The organism is Streptococcus suis (assembly GCF_017601095.1).
Taxonomy (GTDB): domain Bacteria; phylum Bacillota; class Bacilli; order Lactobacillales; family Streptococcaceae; genus Streptococcus; species Streptococcus suis_Z.
Genome location: NZ_JAGFUX010000004.1, coordinates 209,771 through 224,598 on the forward strand (window position 1 = coordinate 209,771; position 14,828 = coordinate 224,598).

Consider the following 14,828-nt stretch of genomic DNA (forward strand, 5'->3'; position numbering starts at 1 on the left):
GAATCTATGACATATTGGTTCATCTACCTTTGCATGTTTGTCATTTTGCTCTGGATTGTCTACAAATTGATGCTCAAAGAACCAAGTGATAAGCAGCAAGAGGATGTGCAGTTAGAGAACAGTGATCCTGTTTTGCAAGAATTGTCCCAGATGGGATGGTCACAATTTGCCATTGCTAGGGTTAAGGGAGACATTAGGAGCGAAGAAGCAGGTCTGTTTGCTAGCTCTAGCTTTCACCGCCTCTGCTTGGCCCAGTGGCAAGGGACTAGGAAAGAAAAACAAAAACATCTGGCTTTTTTCCTTTCATTTCTAAATTTTCCAGAGAACTGGAAGGGAAGTGAAAAAGAAGCTACCGCATTGTTGGACAAGATATCGAAAGAAACTCCTCCTCACCATCCATTTTGGAAGGATTTTTCAGGTTTTGTTGCCGAATGTTTTATGGATGAATCACTTGGGGGACTGTGGAAGGAACTGCATCAACTACGTTATTTGATAGCTGTTCAGCAAGCTGATTGGGTTCGTCGTCAGTATGGCAAAAATGGACAGTCTGACAGAGATGCCCTGGTTTCTTATCTAAGAAACTTGAAAAAAGATGCCTATGACTTGGATGAATCTGCCCGCCTCCACAATAAATTTTTTCTTACAGAAAATGACCGACGAGTCCATCATTTTTCGCCGAATTTGAAAATTTTGATCTATTTTCATTCCGAATTTATTCTGTCATCAGAAGGGCACTTTCTGTTGATAGGGGATGGTCAGTTTGACAAAAATGGAACGGTAAATGGTGCTTCATTTAACTATGCTAGTCGTAACGATAGACTCCATTGGCTCTTGGATATTACCCCAGTTAGAAAGTTTGATCCCGACTTTCGTAGAAAAATGCTTAAGACCAAGGCAGGCCGATACATTGCCCCTAGTTTATTTCCTAGGAAAAAATTTGTGATTTCATTTAAGAATTGGGCCACTCATTATAAAAACCCTAGGGGTTTAAGCTCGGTAAATGGTGTCAGCAAGTATCGTCAAGTTCAAGGAGAGATTAAAAAGCTGAAGTGCCAATTGAAATCTGGTTAATAAAAGGGATTTTTGTCCCAAAAACTGGAAATTCATGCTATAATGAAGAGTAGAATAAAAAATAAAGAGAGAATAAAATGAAACTTGAAAATTACATTGCCTCTATTGAAAACTATCCAAAAGAAGGAATTACCTTCCGTGATATCAGCCCCTTGATGGCTGATGGCAATGCTTATAGTTATGCCATTCGAGAAATTGTCCAATATGCGACGGACAAGAAAATCGATATGATTGTTGGGCCAGAAGCGCGTGGGTTCATCGTTGGATGCCCAGTTGCTTTTGAATTGGGAATCGGCTTTGCACCTGTTCGTAAACCAGGTAAATTGCCACGCGAAGTGATTTCAGCAGACTACGAAAAAGAATATGGTCTTGATACCTTGACTATGCACTCTGATGCCATCAAACCAGGTCAACGTGTCTTGATTGTCGATGATTTGTTGGCAACTGGTGGAACTGTTAAAGCCACAATCGAAATGATTGAAAAATTGGGTGGTGTGGTTGCTGGTTGTGCTTTCTTGATTGAACTAGATGAATTAAAAGGCCGTGAAGCAATCGGAGACTACGATTACAAGGTTTTGATGCATTACTAATATAGCTTGAAACTATAACAATTCCTATTTTTATTCTAATTGAAAAGTATAGCTTCCTCTTTTATAATAGATAAAAAGAGATGGAGGTTGCTATGCCTATTAAGTTAGAGAAAAATTTGCCAGCAGTAGATATTTTACGGACAGAAAATATTTTCGTAATGGATCATCTACGCGCAGGCAGTCAGGATATTCGGCCAATCAAAATTCTCATACTGAATTTGATGCCTAATAAGATTGTGACGGAGACTCAGCTACTCCGTCTTTTAGCCAATACACCCCTGCAGTTGGAAGTTGAATTCCTCTATATGGCTAGTCATGAATCCAAAAATACTCATAGCGATCATCTGGACCAATTTTACAAAGATTTTTCTGAGGTTCGTGAGGAGTATTTTGATGGTTTGATTGTGACTGGCGCCCCTGTTGAGAATCTACCTTTTGAGGAGGTGGATTATTGGCCTGAGTTGCTTGAAGTCTTTAATTGGGCAAAGAGCCATGTTTATTCAACACTTCACATCTGTTGGGGAGCGCAAGCTGGTCTCTATGCTCGTTATGGCGTTGCAAAACATGTCTTGAAGGAGAAACTTTCTGGGGTTTATTCTCAAAAAGTTTTGGAGACACATTGTCCGCTGATGCGTGGTTTTGATGACCAGTTTAAAGCTCCGCATTCACGTTATACGGAAGTTCGAAAGGAAGATATTCAATCGCTAACGCATTTGAAAATCTTATCTGCTGGTCCAGAGGTGGGCCTGTCCATTCTAGCCAGTCATGATTTGCGCGAGGTTTATAGTTTTGGGCATTTAGAATATGACCGAGACACCTTGCAAAGAGAATATCAGCGTGATTGTGCCGCAGGGAAATCTCCCTATCTACCTCATCAGTATTTTCCAGAAGATGATTTGAATCGTCTGCCTTGTTTAACATGGAATTTGGCAGCGGCGCAATTTTTCACCAACTGGATAAATTATGCTGTTTACCAAGAAACTCCGTTTGACTGGAGTCAATTCGATAACACAGAAAGGGATTAAGAGGAAAATGTCCACTTTTCGTCATTTCAAAGAAGGTCACCTGGTATTGCCAGCTGACCTCCTCTTTCGTTTTCAGGAAATTTTTGATTCTGCTCAAGAATTTGTCATTTGGCAATTTTTCTATTTTCAAAATACCAGTTCGTTAGAAGCGATTGCACCTAGCGAAATCGCCCAGGCAACTGGGCAAGACCTGATGGTCATTAATGACTTGATTGAAGGTCTAGTAGAAAAAGGACTCTTGGAGTTAAAAGAAATCAGTGTTGCTGGTGAAGTGGATATCTTGTTCAATGCCTTTCCTCTCTTTGATCGCTTAGAAGAATTGAATCAGCCACAAGTAAGTCTGCCGCTTGAGGTGGTTGCCCCGCCTCAGTTTGAGAATGATTTGTTGCAGCTTGTTTCAGATTTTGAGAGAGAATTGGGTAGAATGTTGTCTCCGTTTGAATTAGAAGATTTGCAACAATCCTTGGAGGAAGGGACATCCGCCGACTTAATTAGGGCAGCCCTTCGTGAGTCCGTCTTTAGCGGCAAGATAAACTGGCGTTATATTCAGGCTATTTTGCGCAACTGGCGACGAGAAGGAATTACAACGGTGGCCCAAGTAGAAGCGAAAAATGCAGAGCGGGAACAAGTAAATCCCAAACAAGTAACAGCATCAGCTGAATTCTATGATGCAATGAATCTTTGGAAAGACTAATATGGAAACCAAATTATCACAACGATTGGAGGCTGTTGCCTTCTTTGTGCCTCAAGGGGCTCGACTAGCAGATTTAGGGAGTGATCATGCTTATCTCCCTCTTTTTTTGGTGGAACAGGGCAGGATTGACTTTGCCATAGCAGGCGAAGTGGTTCAAGGTCCCTACCAGTCTGCCCTACAAAATGTGGAACAGGCAGGTCAAGCCGACAAGATTTCTGTCCGCCTGGCAAATGGTCTGGCGGCAGTTGAGCTAGATGACCAAGTCAGCACCGTGACCGTTGCTGGAATGGGTGGTCGTCTGATAGCTGAAATCTTGGAAACAGGAAAAGACAAGCTTGCTTCGGTTGAGCGATTGGTTTTACAGCCAAATAACCGTGAAGATGATGTTCGTCGTTGGTTAATCGCCCATGATTTTCAGCTGGTTGCTGAGAAAATCTTAGAAGAAAATGACAAGATTTATGAAATCTTAGTGGCGGAGAAAGGCCAGTCAGATTTGACCGCAATCCAGTTGCGGTTTGGTCCTTATTTGCTGGAAGAGCAGTCTGCAACCTTCCAGAAAAAGTGGCTTAAGGAACTGGACAAGATGACCTACGCTTTGGAGCAAGTGCCTCTTGAACGCCAAGCTGACCGCTCTGCCATTTCTCAAAAAATCCATCAAATTCAGGAGGTGCTTCATGTTAGCAAGTAAAGTAATCGAGCGATACCAGGCTTTTTGTCCGCCATCTTTGGCCATGGAAGGTGATGTGAAAGGCCTGCAAATTGGTACGCTCAAGAAGGACATTCGTCGGGTCATGGTGGCTCTGGATATTCGTGAAACGACGGTGGCGGAGGCTATTGACAAGCAGGTGGATCTGATTATCGTCAAGCATGCTCCGATTTTCCGTCCGATCAAGGATTTGGTGGCGGACAATCTTCAGACCAAGATCTATCTGGATTTGATTAAGCACGATATTGCGGTCTATGTCAGCCATACGGATATTGATGTGGTAGATGGCGGCCTCAACGACTGGTTCTGTGAGCTTCTGGACATTCAGGACACCACTTATCTGATTGAAACGGCCGAGGGGCAGGGGCTTGGTCGTGTGGGGACAATAGCAGAGCAGACCTTGGAGGAGTTGGCTTTGAAAGTCAAGGAGGTCTTTGGTCTGGACGCTGTCCGTTTGGTGACTTATGGGCATCAAGCACAGCAGTATGTCAACCGTGTGGCAATCTGTGGTGGTAGTGGCGGCTCTTACTACCATGAGGCTCTTGCCAAGGGAGCGGATGTTTACATCACAGGCGATATCTACTACCATACTGGACAGGACATGCTGACTCAGAGCTTGCTAGCTATTGACCCAGGTCACCATATCGAAGCCTTGTTTGTCAAGAAAATTGCAGATTTGCTAGAAACTTGGAAAGCAGAAGAAGGTTGGGATGTGGATATTATGCCTTCAACCGTTTCAACCAATCCATTTAGACACCTATAAAGAGGCTGGGCAAAAAGTCTAGCACCACTTTTCATAGTTCGTGTCAACATCTCAGCGCAGTGATTGATTGGCAGATTTGTTCGTGTTTTATACTCCAAATCTGACCTCTACGACTGTTGCGAACTCTGTTCGCTCTATCTCCAACCTCCAAAGGTTCCCCAAACCTTTGGAGCTATGCGGGGGTGGGAGTGAAACAGTCTGGGGATAGACTGTTTCAGCTCAACAACTTGAAACGAGAAATTGTTGACGAACTCTTTTTTAACTAGTCGAGTTCTTTCCCACTCCCTTTTTTGGAATAGTCTCTTGATTTATTTGATGAATTAGGTTATCCTAATTATCATAATATGTATGATTAATATTAGAGGTTGAATATGACGTGGTTTACAGAGCAGTCTGTTATTATACAGGCTTTGTTAGGTGGTTTGTTTACATGGTTTTGTACCATTGTAGGCTCAGCTATTGTTTTTTTCTTTCGCAAGGTAAGTCGGCGTTTGCTGGATACCATGCTGGGATTTGCAGCGGGAGTGATGATCGCGGCATCTTTTTGGTCCTTACTGGCACCGTCTATTGAGTACGCCGAAGCTTCCTATGGCAAATGGTCTTGGATTCCAGCTGCGGTTGGTTTTCTAGCAGGTGGTTTCTTCCTGCGTTTGGTCGATGCCCTTATTCCTCATCTGCATCTAGGAAATGAACGAGAAAAGGCAGAAGGTGGGGGCGAGAAGGACAGGAAGAATCTGTCTAAAACAGCTCTGCTATTTTTGGCTATCACCATCCACAACATCCCAGAAGGCTTGGCAGTAGGGGTGACCTTTGGGGCCTTGGCAAGCAATTATACTCCAGCAGCATTTATCGGTGCAATTGGCTTGGCTTTGGGCATTGGTCTGCAAAATATTCCAGAAGGTGCGGCCCTGTCCATTCCTATTCGGACAGACGGAAAATCGCGTAAGGAAGCATTTTTCTGGGGATCCATGTCAGCGATTGTGGAGCCGATTGCAGCTGTGATTGGAGCAATTGCGGTGACTATGATGACTCCTATCTTGCCCTATGCCCTGTCTTTTGCGGCAGGAGCAATGATTTTTGTAGTGGTAGAAGAGTTGATTCCAGAATCCCAAACAAATGGGAATACAGATATTGCAACCTTAGGTCTCATGGCAGGATTTGTCATTATGATGATTTTGGATGTGGCATTAGGTTAAAAAAAGAGAGCTTGTAGTTATACAAGCTCTTTTCCTAAGACATTTTCAGAAAAATTATGGTATAATGAACTGATATTAATTTAGGGAAGGTACTCTTATATGAAAGGTATAATTCTAGCAGGTGGTTCAGGTACACGCCTCTATCCTCTGACTCGTGCGGCTTCAAAACAATTGATGCCAATTTATGACAAACCTATGATTTACTATCCATTGTCAACCCTTATGTTGGCGGGTATTAAAGAAATCTTAATTATTTCTACACCTCAGGATTTGCCACGATTCAAGGATATGTTGGGAGACGGGTCCGAGCTTGGAATATCTCTCTCATACGCAGAACAACCAAGTCCGGATGGGTTGGCGCAAGCCTTTATCATCGGTGAAGACTTTATCGGTACAGATAGTGTAGCCTTGATTTTGGGTGATAACATCTATCATGGAAATGGTTTAACCAAGATGTTGCAACGCGCAGCTAGCAAAGAAAAGGGTGCAACTGTCTTTGGATACCAGGTCAAAGATCCAGAACGCTTTGGTGTTGTAGAATTTGATGCAAACATGAATGCCATTTCTATCGAAGAAAAACCAGAAGAGCCAAAATCAAACTTTGCAGTCACTGGGCTCTACTTCTATGACAATAATGTTGTGGAAATCGCGAAAAATATTAAACCATCACCTCGTGGCGAGTTGGAAATCACAGATGTCAACAAAGCTTACTTAGACCGTGGCGACTTGTCTGTGGAACTCATGGGACGTGGTTTTGCATGGTTGGATACAGGTACGCATGAAAGCCTCTTGGAAGCTGCACAGTACATCGAAACGGTTCAACGCTTGCAAAACGTTCAAGTGGCTAATTTGGAAGAAATTGCTTATCGCATGGGCTATATCACTAAAGAACAAGTATATGAATTGGCACAACCACTTAAGAAAAATGAATACGGACAATACTTGCTCCGTTTGATTGGAGAAGCCTAATGACAGAAAACTTTTTCGGTAAAACACTAGCAGCTCGCCCAGTCGAAGCCATTCCAGGAATGCTGGAATTTGATATCCCAGTTCATGGCGACAACCGTGGCTGGTTTAAGGAGAACTTCCAAAAGGAAAAAATGCTTCCGCTCGGCTTCCCTGAAAGCTTCTTCGCAGAAGGAAAGTTGCAGAACAACGTTTCTTTTTCTCGCAAAAACGTTCTTCGTGGTCTTCACGCAGAGCCTTGGGATAAATACATTTCAGTAGCAGACGGCGGTAAGGTTTTGGGAACTTGGGTTGATCTTCGTGAAGGAGAATCCTTCGGTAATACCTACCAAACCGTTATCGATGCTTCAAAAGGTATCTTCGTTCCGCGCGGAGTAGCCAATGGTTTCCAAGTCTTGTCAGATTTCGTGGCCTACAGCTACTTGGTTAACGACTACTGGGCTTTGGAGCTTAAGCCTAAGTATGCCTTTGTCAACTACGCTGACCCTAGCCTCGACATCAAGTGGGAAAACCTCGAAGAAGCAGAAGTTTCAGAAGCAGATGAAAATCATCCACTCCTCAAAGACGTCAAGCCTTTGAGAAAAGAAGATTTGTAAATTATCAAGCCTGACCCAAACAATCAAAAAGATTATGCAAGATTACTTACTTGAAAGAAATAGTCAAGTAGCCCCTTAATCAAAGAGAGCGAGCATTGCGAGCCCAAATCGATAGTTTCCGCCGTAGTGAAAGCAAGATTACGAATTGCGTAATCTTTCAGGGAAATTTTGAAACCTTAGGTTCAAAATTTAGTCATGATCCCGAAGGGGTGCTGGCGTCCCCACTGCCTAAGGAAACTATCAACTAAAGAAAAAACTTTTCGGAGAAAAAAATGTCTCAATTTAAAAATATTATCGTAACTGGTGGAGCTGGTTTCATCGGTTCAAACTTTGTGCACTACGTTTACAATAACCATCCAGACGTCCATGTGACTGTCTTGGATAAATTGACTTATGCTGGAAACAAGGCCAACTTGGAAGCTATTCTTGGTGACCGTGTGGAGCTTGTTGTTGGCGACATTGCAGATGCTGAATTGGTTGACAAATTGGCTGCTAAGGCAGATGCCATTGTTCACTATGCGGCAGAAAGCCACAACGACAACTCCCTCAACGATCCAAGCCCATTCATCCATACAAATTTTATCGGTACTTACACTTTGCTTGAAGCGGCTCGTAAATACGACATCCGTTTCCACCATGTATCAACTGATGAAGTATATGGCGATCTTCCTTTGCGTGAAGATTTGCCAGGTCATGGCGAAGGTCCAGGTGAGAAATTCACTGCGGAAACCAACTACAACCCATCTTCGCCATACTCATCAACCAAGGCTGCATCAGACTTGATTGTCAAAGCATGGGTACGTTCATTTGGCGTTAAAGCAACCATTTCAAACTGTTCAAATAACTACGGACCTTATCAACACATCGAGAAATTTATCCCACGTCAAATCACCAACATCTTGGCGGGAATTAAGCCAAAACTGTACGGTGAAGGTAAGAACGTTCGTGACTGGATTCATACCAATGACCACTCGACTGGTGTTTGGGCAATCTTGACAAAAGGCCGTATGGGTGAAACTTACCTAATCGGTGCTGATGGTGAGAAGAACAACAAAGAAGTGCTTGAATTGATTCTTGAAAAAATGGGTCAACCAAAAGATGCATATGACCACGTGACTGACCGTGCAGGACACGATTTGCGCTATGCTATTGACGCAAGTAAACTTCGTGACGAGCTTGGTTGGACACCACAGTTTACAAACTTCTCTGAAGGTTTGGAAGAAACCATCCAGTGGTACACAGCCAACCAAGACTGGTGGAAGGCTGAAAAAGAAGCTGTTGAAGCCAACTATGCTAAGACACAGGAAGTTATTAAATAAGACAATTGAAGGCTGGGGCTTTGGCCCAAGCCTTTCTTGAAACGAGGAGCAAACATGATTTTAATTACAGGTGCAAATGGTCAGTTGGGTACAGAATTGCGTTATCTCTTGGATGAGCGTGGTGTCGAGTATGTTGCCGCTGACGTAGCAGAAATGGACATTACGGATGCAGAGAAAGTGGATGCCTTCTTTGCAGAAGTCAAGCCGAACGTCGTTTACCACTGTGCAGCCTACACAGCTGTTGATATGGCAGAAGATGAGGGCAAGGAACTCAACTACAAGATTAACGTAACAGGCTCTGAAAATGTTGCCAAGGCAGCCGCTAAATACGATGCGACCCTTGTCTATATCTCAACAGACTACGTCTTCAATGGGGAATTGCCAGTCGGTCAAGAGTGGCAAGTAGATGATCAACCAGATCCTCAATCTGAATACGGTCGTACCAAGCGTCTGGGTGAAGAAGCGGTCGAGAAATTCGCAGACAAGTTCTACACAGTTCGTACTGCCTGGGTCTTTGGTAACTATGGTAAAAACTTTGTTTTCACTATGCAAAATCTTGCTGAAACCCGCGATACTTTAACGGTTGTAAATGACCAACACGGTCGCCCAACCTGGACACGTACCTTGGCAGAATTTATGGTACACTTGGTGGAAACTGGTCAAGAATTTGGTTACTACCATTTGTCAAATGATGCGGCAGAAGATACGACTTGGTTTGACTTTGCGACTGAAATCCTCAAAAATACTAATACCAAAGTATTGCCAGTGGATTCTAGCCAGTTCCCGGCCAAAGCCAAACGTCCATTCAACTCAACCATGAGCTTGGACAAGGCTAAGGCAACAGGCTTTGTTATCCCAACCTGGCAAGAAGCATTGGAAGCCTTTTATAAGCAAAATGAAAAATAAGGAAAGCGAGCATGGACTCGCTTTTTTCATGAAATCCAGTCGAAAATATGGTATAATTATCTGATTACAATTTTTAAGCGAAGGTAGTATGAAACATATTTTTATCATTGGAAGTCGAGGACTTCCGGCTAAATACGGTGGTTTTGAGACTTTCGTTGAACAGCTAGTGACCCATCAACAAGATCCAACAATTCAATACCATGTGGCTTGTCTCTCAGATACGGAACATCAGACACATTTTGATTTTAATGGTGTAGATTGTTTCACTATTAATCCACCTAAACTCGGTCCAGCTCGTGTAATCGCTTATGACATGTTGGCTATCCGCTATGCGATTTCTATAGTCAAAAAACAGGCAATTGATTCTCCTATTTTCTATATTTTGGGAAATACCATAGGTGGCTTTATCGTTCCCTTTGCTTATATGATTCACTCTGTTGGCGGTAAGCTCCTTGTCAACCCTGACGGATTGGAGTGGAAACGTGCTAAATGGCCCAAACTAGTTCAGGCCTACCTGAAATTTTCTGAGAAAATGATGGCACAAAAGGCTGACTTGATTGTTGCTGATAACCAGGGCATTGAAGACTATTTACATCTGGTCTATCCAGGTGTCAAGACCCAGTTCATCGCCTATGGTACCGATCAGACGCCCTCCCAACTCACCTCGGATTCACCTCAAGTTCGAGAATTGTTTGAACAGTGGGATTTGAAAGAAAGTCAGTATTTCTTGGTGGTCGGTCGATTTGTACCTGAAAATAACTATGAGTGGATTCTTAAGGAGTTTTTACAATCCAAGACTCAGATGGATTTAGTAATTGTATGCAACTACCAAGGATCTGCATATTTCGAAAAGCTAGATGAGAAGACAGGATTCTCAAAAGATAAACGAGTGAAGTTTATTGGTACCATCTATCAGCAAGACCTCTTGAAATACCTTCGTCAGGCCTGTCGTGCCTACATACATGGTCACGAGGTCGGAGGAACCAATCCAGGCTTGCTAGAGGCCCTTGGCCATACCGATGAAAACTTGGTATTAGGTGTTGATTTTAATAAAAAAGTCGCCTTAGATACGGTTTACTACTGGGACAAATCGCCATATGACCTAACAAAGTGGATTGACCAACTGACTATTTCAAGTGCGCAAAAAGACCGAGGTATTGCTGCTAAAAAGTTGATAGCTGAACGATATACTTGGGATACAATTGTGAAACAATACGAGGCTTTATTTCAAGAATGAAAGTAAATATTCTCATGTCCACCTATAATGGTGAACGATTTTTAGCAGAGCAGATTGAGTCTATTAAGGCCCAGACATTCCAAGACTGGAACTTATTGATTCGCGATGATGGTTCAACAGATAAAACTTGTGATATCATTTCATCTTTTTGTGAACAGGATTCTCGCATACGATTTATCAATAAAAATTATAGACAAAATCTCGGAGTCATCGCTAGTTTTCACGCAGTTTTGACAGAAGAAACTGCTGATTATTATTTTTTATGTGATCAAGATGATGTGTGGCTGCCAGATAAGATGCAGGTCTGTTTAGATGAGATTGCAAAACATCCTGAGGATCTGCCAATTATGGTTTATATGGATCTCAAGGTGGTTGACGAAAACCTGAGAGTTTTAAACGAAAGCATGATTCGAAGCCAGTCTCACCATGCCAATACGCAATTGGTCCAAGAATTGACAGAGAATACCGTAACCGGTGGCGTTGCCATGTTCAATCATGCCCTAGCTCAACTCTGGCAAGGTGACGAAACAATCATCATGCATGACTGGTATCTAGCCCTCCTCGCCAGCGCCCTCGGAAAACTTATTTACATCGACCAACCTGGTGAACTCTACCGTCAACATGGTAACAATGTATTAGGCGCTAGAACTCTGGATAAGCGATTTAAAATTTTTAGATTAGGTCCAAGATATATATTTACTCGCTATTGGAAATTAATTCACGATACTCAAAAGCAAGCAAATTATCTTCTTAAATTTTTAGCTCTTCCCAAAGATGCTCGTGAAATGATTGAAAAATTTATTGATATCGATAAGCAAAGTTTTATTGGGCGCCTATCAAGGATTTTGAAATACAAGTATTCTAAAAATCAATGGAAACATATTTTTGTTTTTAGATTTTTGTTACTGACAAATATTTATAACGAAAGAAACAAATGAAAAAAGTTCTAATTATCATTCCAGCTTACAATGAAGAAGGAAGCATCTTAAGAACCGTTCAGTCTATTGAAGATTTTAAAAAGAGAAATCATCTAGCCTTTCAATTAGATTACTTGGTTATCAATGATGGCTCAAAGGATAAGACACCTCAGATTTTAGATGAACATAACATAAATCATGTGGATTTGGTTCGAAATCTAGGAATTGGCGGAGCTGTACAAACAGGTTATATCTATGCTGAGCGCAATGACTACGATGCTGCGGTTCAGTTTGATGGTGACGGACAGCACGATATTGCAAGTATTGTAAATCTAGTTGCACCTGTCTTAGATGGAAGTTGTGATTTTGTTATTGGTTCTCGTTTTGTGGACAAGACAAAAGAAAATTTTCAATCAACCGCTATGCGCCGTATGGGGATTAACCTGATTTCAAATTTGATTAAATTAACAACACATAAGCGAATTTATGACACCACTAGCGGTTATCGTGTGGCTAATAAAGAAATTGTTTCCTATTTTGCTAAACGTTATCCGGTTGCTTATCCTGAGCCGGAGACGATTGTTCGTGTTTTGAAAAAGGGTTATCGTGTTGAAGAGATCTCGGCCAATATGTTTGAACGGACAGAAGGTGTCTCTAGCATTAGTGCCCTAAAATCAGTCACCTATATGGTTGATGTACTGACATCGATCATCTTGGCAGCTTACATGAAGGAGAATTAACATGAGTTTACTGTTACAAGTTGAGATGATTGTCCTAGCAGTATTGCTGATGTTTTTCATTGTCCGTATGGTCAATCGTCATTCCTTTTCAGTAAAAAAAGCCCTACCTTGGCTCTTAGTTGGTCTGATGCTCATCTTTATCAGTATCTTTCCGACAAGTGTTGCCTACGTTGCTCACAAAATAGGCTTTGGATTTACAATTAACTTTCTGCTCTTCTCTGCATTAGTTTTTCTATTTTTCTTAGAAATTAGTGACACAACACATTCGGCTAAGAGAGAACAAGAAATTAAAACCTTAATACAGGAAGTTTCCCTCCTCAAAAAAGAATTACATGAACGAGACAAAGATGGTAAATAAGAAAAAAATGGCGTTTATCGCTCTAATTTTGGGATTGTTTTTATTGATGCCAACTACACAGGCAAAGGAGCAAAACCAAACATCACAAGTTAGTGCCTATTACTATTATAATAATAACCCTATTTATAGTATTCAAATTCAGGCGACAAATTATCAAGTTGCCTTTGAAAAAATCCGGTCTGGCACGTTTGAGAACAATGAACTTGACCACTATACTGTAGACGATTTCAAAAAACTTTATGAAGTTAAGGGGAAGACAATTCGACTATCAGACACACTTGTGTTTGGAGAGGGAGTTGAACTCACCGAAGAGGAAAGTAAGGCTGTGTTGGAAGTTTTGTATAGAGATAACCGGCCCTTTCTAAATGTACTTAACGAGTTTCAAATGCAAGTTCCTCTTCATATTCCAGAAAATGCTCGATATCGTTTTACCTCAGAGGAGGGGCTATCTATTGCAGAACTTAAACAAGGATGGACGATTTTCCAAAACTCAAATGATAATAGCTTTGAAGTAATCAAACTTGATGATAAAGAAGAGACAGTATATTTAGGGAATACGCTCATTGACCAAGGGACTATCACGGTAGATGCAACTAAAATTGATGGATATCATACAGCTGATATTGGGGAAAGCGTGACTTATAAAATTCCGTTAGAAAGTATTTCCTCTCTTGAACTCGAAGTATCTCCAAATTTTATTATTGATGAGATCAATGCACCATTTACTGAAGAAGTTCATTTTGTACGTGAAAAAAAGGGGCAGGATGGGACATTGGTGAATATTGAGCCTTTACCTGCAAATGTAAGCTTAGATGGTGAGATTTTTAAACTTTCAAAACCATACAGTGAGACCGATGAACAAGAATTTGAAACTGCCTTATCAAAGTTACAAGCGATAAAAAAAATAAAGGTTGACGTTAATAGCAGATCTGATGAATTTATAACAGTTACAGGACATGTTGTATCTACAGCTTCGTATCTTATTGATATTTATCAATCCGATACAGAGGAAGAAAAAAGGTTTACTAAGAATTTAGTTGTTGAAAATCAAAATATCCGCCAAGGTATTTATGTCATAGCGGATGGAAAATATCTTTTGACTCCTCAAGTTTATAGTAACAACGTTAACTTTGTTATGACAGATGGGAACAGTCATGAGCTGTTGACGGGCGCAGAGTATATTCTTGGACGCTTTGATAAATCAGGTCAGGTCTCTATTTTGAACTACAACTCTGAAAAAGAGTTGAGTTGGGAGAAATCTGAACTTGAAAAAGGGCGTTTGATAGAGGCTGAGTCAAATTTCACAATTTCTGGCAATCAAATCATTTATTTGGATGGCTACAAGTCTGCTCTGCCATTTAACGAAAAAATCTGGGCATATGATGAAAGTAATCAAACAAAAAGTAATGAGGCCTTATTCAAGTTGCGAGGCTTATCTGGTGAATATACCTATTTTTTGAAGCAGGTAAATGGACCTGAGGGATATGCCGAAGCCACTGATGTTCAAATATTTAAAGCAACTAAGGATAGTGAATCAAAAGCACAGTTTGGAGATTATCAGGTTAACGGATTTATCCTTGATTTAGATTATGGAAAAACGGAGTATAATGCATTACAGATTCTCAAGGAAGGTCAGAATGCAACTTTGCTTCCCAACCCATACTGGATGGCATTGATTTTTATAGTGGTAACAATTTTGGTAGTAGCTGATATTGCCTACCTTGTGATTAGGAAAGGATAGAAA

General features: G+C 41.3%; 16 protein-coding genes. All 16 read left to right on the top strand.

Going from position 1 to position 14,828, the window contains the following annotated elements; genetic code table 11:
- The first annotated feature begins 6 nt into the window (after positions 1-6).
- The 16 genes from J5566_RS05170 (at position 7) to J5566_RS05245 (ending at position 14,825) form a co-directional block, all read left to right on the top strand.
- A complete protein-coding gene (locus J5566_RS05170) occupies positions 7-1,071 on the top strand; it encodes a DUF3114 domain-containing protein (protein ID WP_208562386.1) in 1,065 nt (354 codons plus the stop codon).
- 77 nt (positions 1,072-1,148) lie between these two features.
- Positions 1,149-1,661: an adenine phosphoribosyltransferase gene (locus J5566_RS05175; protein ID WP_208562387.1), complete on the top strand. Its 513-nt coding sequence runs from the start codon at positions 1,149-1,151 to the stop codon at positions 1,659-1,661.
- 92 nt (positions 1,662-1,753) lie between these two features.
- A complete protein-coding gene (metA, locus tag J5566_RS05180) occupies positions 1,754-2,686 on the top strand; it encodes a homoserine O-acetyltransferase MetA (RefSeq protein ID WP_208562388.1) in 933 nt (310 codons plus the stop codon).
- 7 nt (positions 2,687-2,693) lie between these two features.
- Complete coding sequence (locus tag J5566_RS05185) at positions 2,694-3,380, top strand: DnaD domain-containing protein (protein WP_208562389.1); 687 nt, start codon at positions 2,694-2,696, stop codon at positions 3,378-3,380.
- A gap of 1 nt (position 3,381) precedes the next feature.
- A complete protein-coding gene (locus tag J5566_RS05190) occupies positions 3,382-4,068 on the top strand; it encodes a tRNA (adenine(22)-N(1))-methyltransferase (protein WP_208562390.1) in 687 nt (228 codons plus the stop codon).
- Positions 4,055-4,849 carry a Nif3-like dinuclear metal center hexameric protein gene (locus tag J5566_RS05195; RefSeq protein ID WP_208562391.1) on the top strand — a complete coding sequence of 265 codons (795 nt, stop codon included), beginning with the start codon at positions 4,055-4,057 and terminating at the stop codon, positions 4,847-4,849. The genes J5566_RS05190 and J5566_RS05195 overlap by 14 nt, the downstream gene beginning before the upstream one ends.
- A gap of 371 nt (positions 4,850-5,220) precedes the next feature.
- On the top strand, positions 5,221-6,045 hold the full coding sequence (locus J5566_RS05200; protein WP_208562392.1) for a ZIP family metal transporter: 825 nt from the start codon (positions 5,221-5,223) through the stop codon (positions 6,043-6,045).
- 99 nt (positions 6,046-6,144) lie between these two features.
- On the top strand, positions 6,145-7,014 hold the full coding sequence (gene rfbA, locus J5566_RS05205) for a glucose-1-phosphate thymidylyltransferase RfbA (RefSeq protein WP_208562393.1): 870 nt from the start codon (positions 6,145-6,147) through the stop codon (positions 7,012-7,014).
- The gene (locus tag J5566_RS05210; protein ID WP_208562394.1) at positions 7,014-7,607 is read left to right on the top strand and encodes a dTDP-4-dehydrorhamnose 3,5-epimerase family protein; all 594 of its coding nucleotides are present in this window, start codon (positions 7,014-7,016) and stop codon (positions 7,605-7,607) included. Before rfbA ends, J5566_RS05210 begins: the two co-directional genes overlap by 1 nt.
- A gap of 272 nt (positions 7,608-7,879) precedes the next feature.
- Positions 7,880-8,926 (top strand): dTDP-glucose 4,6-dehydratase, encoded by a 1,047-nt coding sequence (rfbB, locus tag J5566_RS05215; protein WP_208562395.1) that lies wholly within the window; start codon positions 7,880-7,882, stop codon positions 8,924-8,926.
- A gap of 54 nt (positions 8,927-8,980) precedes the next feature.
- Positions 8,981-9,832: a dTDP-4-dehydrorhamnose reductase gene (rfbD, locus tag J5566_RS05220; RefSeq protein WP_208562396.1), complete on the top strand. Its 852-nt coding sequence runs from the start codon at positions 8,981-8,983 to the stop codon at positions 9,830-9,832.
- Positions 9,833-9,920: 88 nt separating this feature from the next.
- A complete protein-coding gene (gene cps2T / locus J5566_RS05225; protein ID WP_208562397.1) occupies positions 9,921-11,069 on the top strand; it encodes a beta 1-4 rhamnosyltransferase Cps2T in 1,149 nt (382 codons plus the stop codon).
- Positions 11,066-12,007, top strand: a complete 942-nt coding sequence (locus tag J5566_RS05230) for a glycosyltransferase family 2 protein (protein ID WP_208562398.1) — start codon at positions 11,066-11,068, stop codon at positions 12,005-12,007. Before cps2T ends, J5566_RS05230 begins: the two co-directional genes overlap by 4 nt.
- The gene (locus tag J5566_RS05235; protein ID WP_208562399.1) at positions 12,004-12,726 is read left to right on the top strand and encodes a glycosyltransferase family 2 protein; all 723 of its coding nucleotides are present in this window, start codon (positions 12,004-12,006) and stop codon (positions 12,724-12,726) included. Before J5566_RS05230 ends, J5566_RS05235 begins: the two co-directional genes overlap by 4 nt.
- Position 12,727: 1 nt before the next feature.
- Positions 12,728-13,084, top strand: a complete 357-nt coding sequence (locus J5566_RS05240) for a DUF2304 domain-containing protein (RefSeq protein ID WP_027974737.1) — start codon at positions 12,728-12,730, stop codon at positions 13,082-13,084.
- Positions 13,074-14,825 (top strand): hypothetical protein, encoded by a 1,752-nt coding sequence (locus J5566_RS05245; RefSeq protein ID WP_208562400.1) that lies wholly within the window; start codon positions 13,074-13,076, stop codon positions 14,823-14,825. The genes J5566_RS05240 and J5566_RS05245 overlap by 11 nt, the downstream gene beginning before the upstream one ends.
- The last annotated feature ends 3 nt before the right edge of the window (positions 14,826-14,828 follow it).

Bases quoted from the DNA above. Each gene is read 5' to 3' on its own strand.
- J5566_RS05230 (WP_208562398.1), top strand. From the start codon at position 11,066: ATGAAAGTAAATATTCTCATGTCCACCTATAATGGTGAACGATTTTTA.
- rfbA (WP_208562393.1), top strand. From the start codon at position 6,145: ATGAAAGGTATAATTCTAGCAGGTGGTTCAGGTACACGCCTCTATCCT.
- J5566_RS05195 (WP_208562391.1), top strand. From the start codon at position 4,055: ATGTTAGCAAGTAAAGTAATCGAGCGATACCAGGCTTTTTGTCCGCCA.
- cps2T (WP_208562397.1), top strand. From the start codon at position 9,921: ATGAAACATATTTTTATCATTGGAAGTCGAGGACTTCCGGCTAAATAC.
- rfbB (WP_208562395.1), top strand. From the start codon at position 7,880: ATGTCTCAATTTAAAAATATTATCGTAACTGGTGGAGCTGGTTTCATC.
- J5566_RS05240 (WP_027974737.1), top strand. From the start codon at position 12,728: ATGAGTTTACTGTTACAAGTTGAGATGATTGTCCTAGCAGTATTGCTG.
- J5566_RS05175 (WP_208562387.1), top strand. From the start codon at position 1,149: ATGAAACTTGAAAATTACATTGCCTCTATTGAAAACTATCCAAAAGAA.
- J5566_RS05200 (WP_208562392.1), top strand. From the start codon at position 5,221: ATGACGTGGTTTACAGAGCAGTCTGTTATTATACAGGCTTTGTTAGGT.
- J5566_RS05170 (WP_208562386.1), top strand. From the start codon at position 7: ATGACATATTGGTTCATCTACCTTTGCATGTTTGTCATTTTGCTCTGG.
- J5566_RS05235 (WP_208562399.1), top strand. From the start codon at position 12,004: ATGAAAAAAGTTCTAATTATCATTCCAGCTTACAATGAAGAAGGAAGC.
- J5566_RS05245 (WP_208562400.1), top strand. From the start codon at position 13,074: ATGGTAAATAAGAAAAAAATGGCGTTTATCGCTCTAATTTTGGGATTG.
- metA (WP_208562388.1), top strand. From the start codon at position 1,754: ATGCCTATTAAGTTAGAGAAAAATTTGCCAGCAGTAGATATTTTACGG.
- rfbD (WP_208562396.1), top strand. From the start codon at position 8,981: ATGATTTTAATTACAGGTGCAAATGGTCAGTTGGGTACAGAATTGCGT.
- J5566_RS05185 (WP_208562389.1), top strand. From the start codon at position 2,694: ATGTCCACTTTTCGTCATTTCAAAGAAGGTCACCTGGTATTGCCAGCT.
- J5566_RS05190 (WP_208562390.1), top strand. From the start codon at position 3,382: ATGGAAACCAAATTATCACAACGATTGGAGGCTGTTGCCTTCTTTGTG.
- J5566_RS05210 (WP_208562394.1), top strand. From the start codon at position 7,014: ATGACAGAAAACTTTTTCGGTAAAACACTAGCAGCTCGCCCAGTCGAA.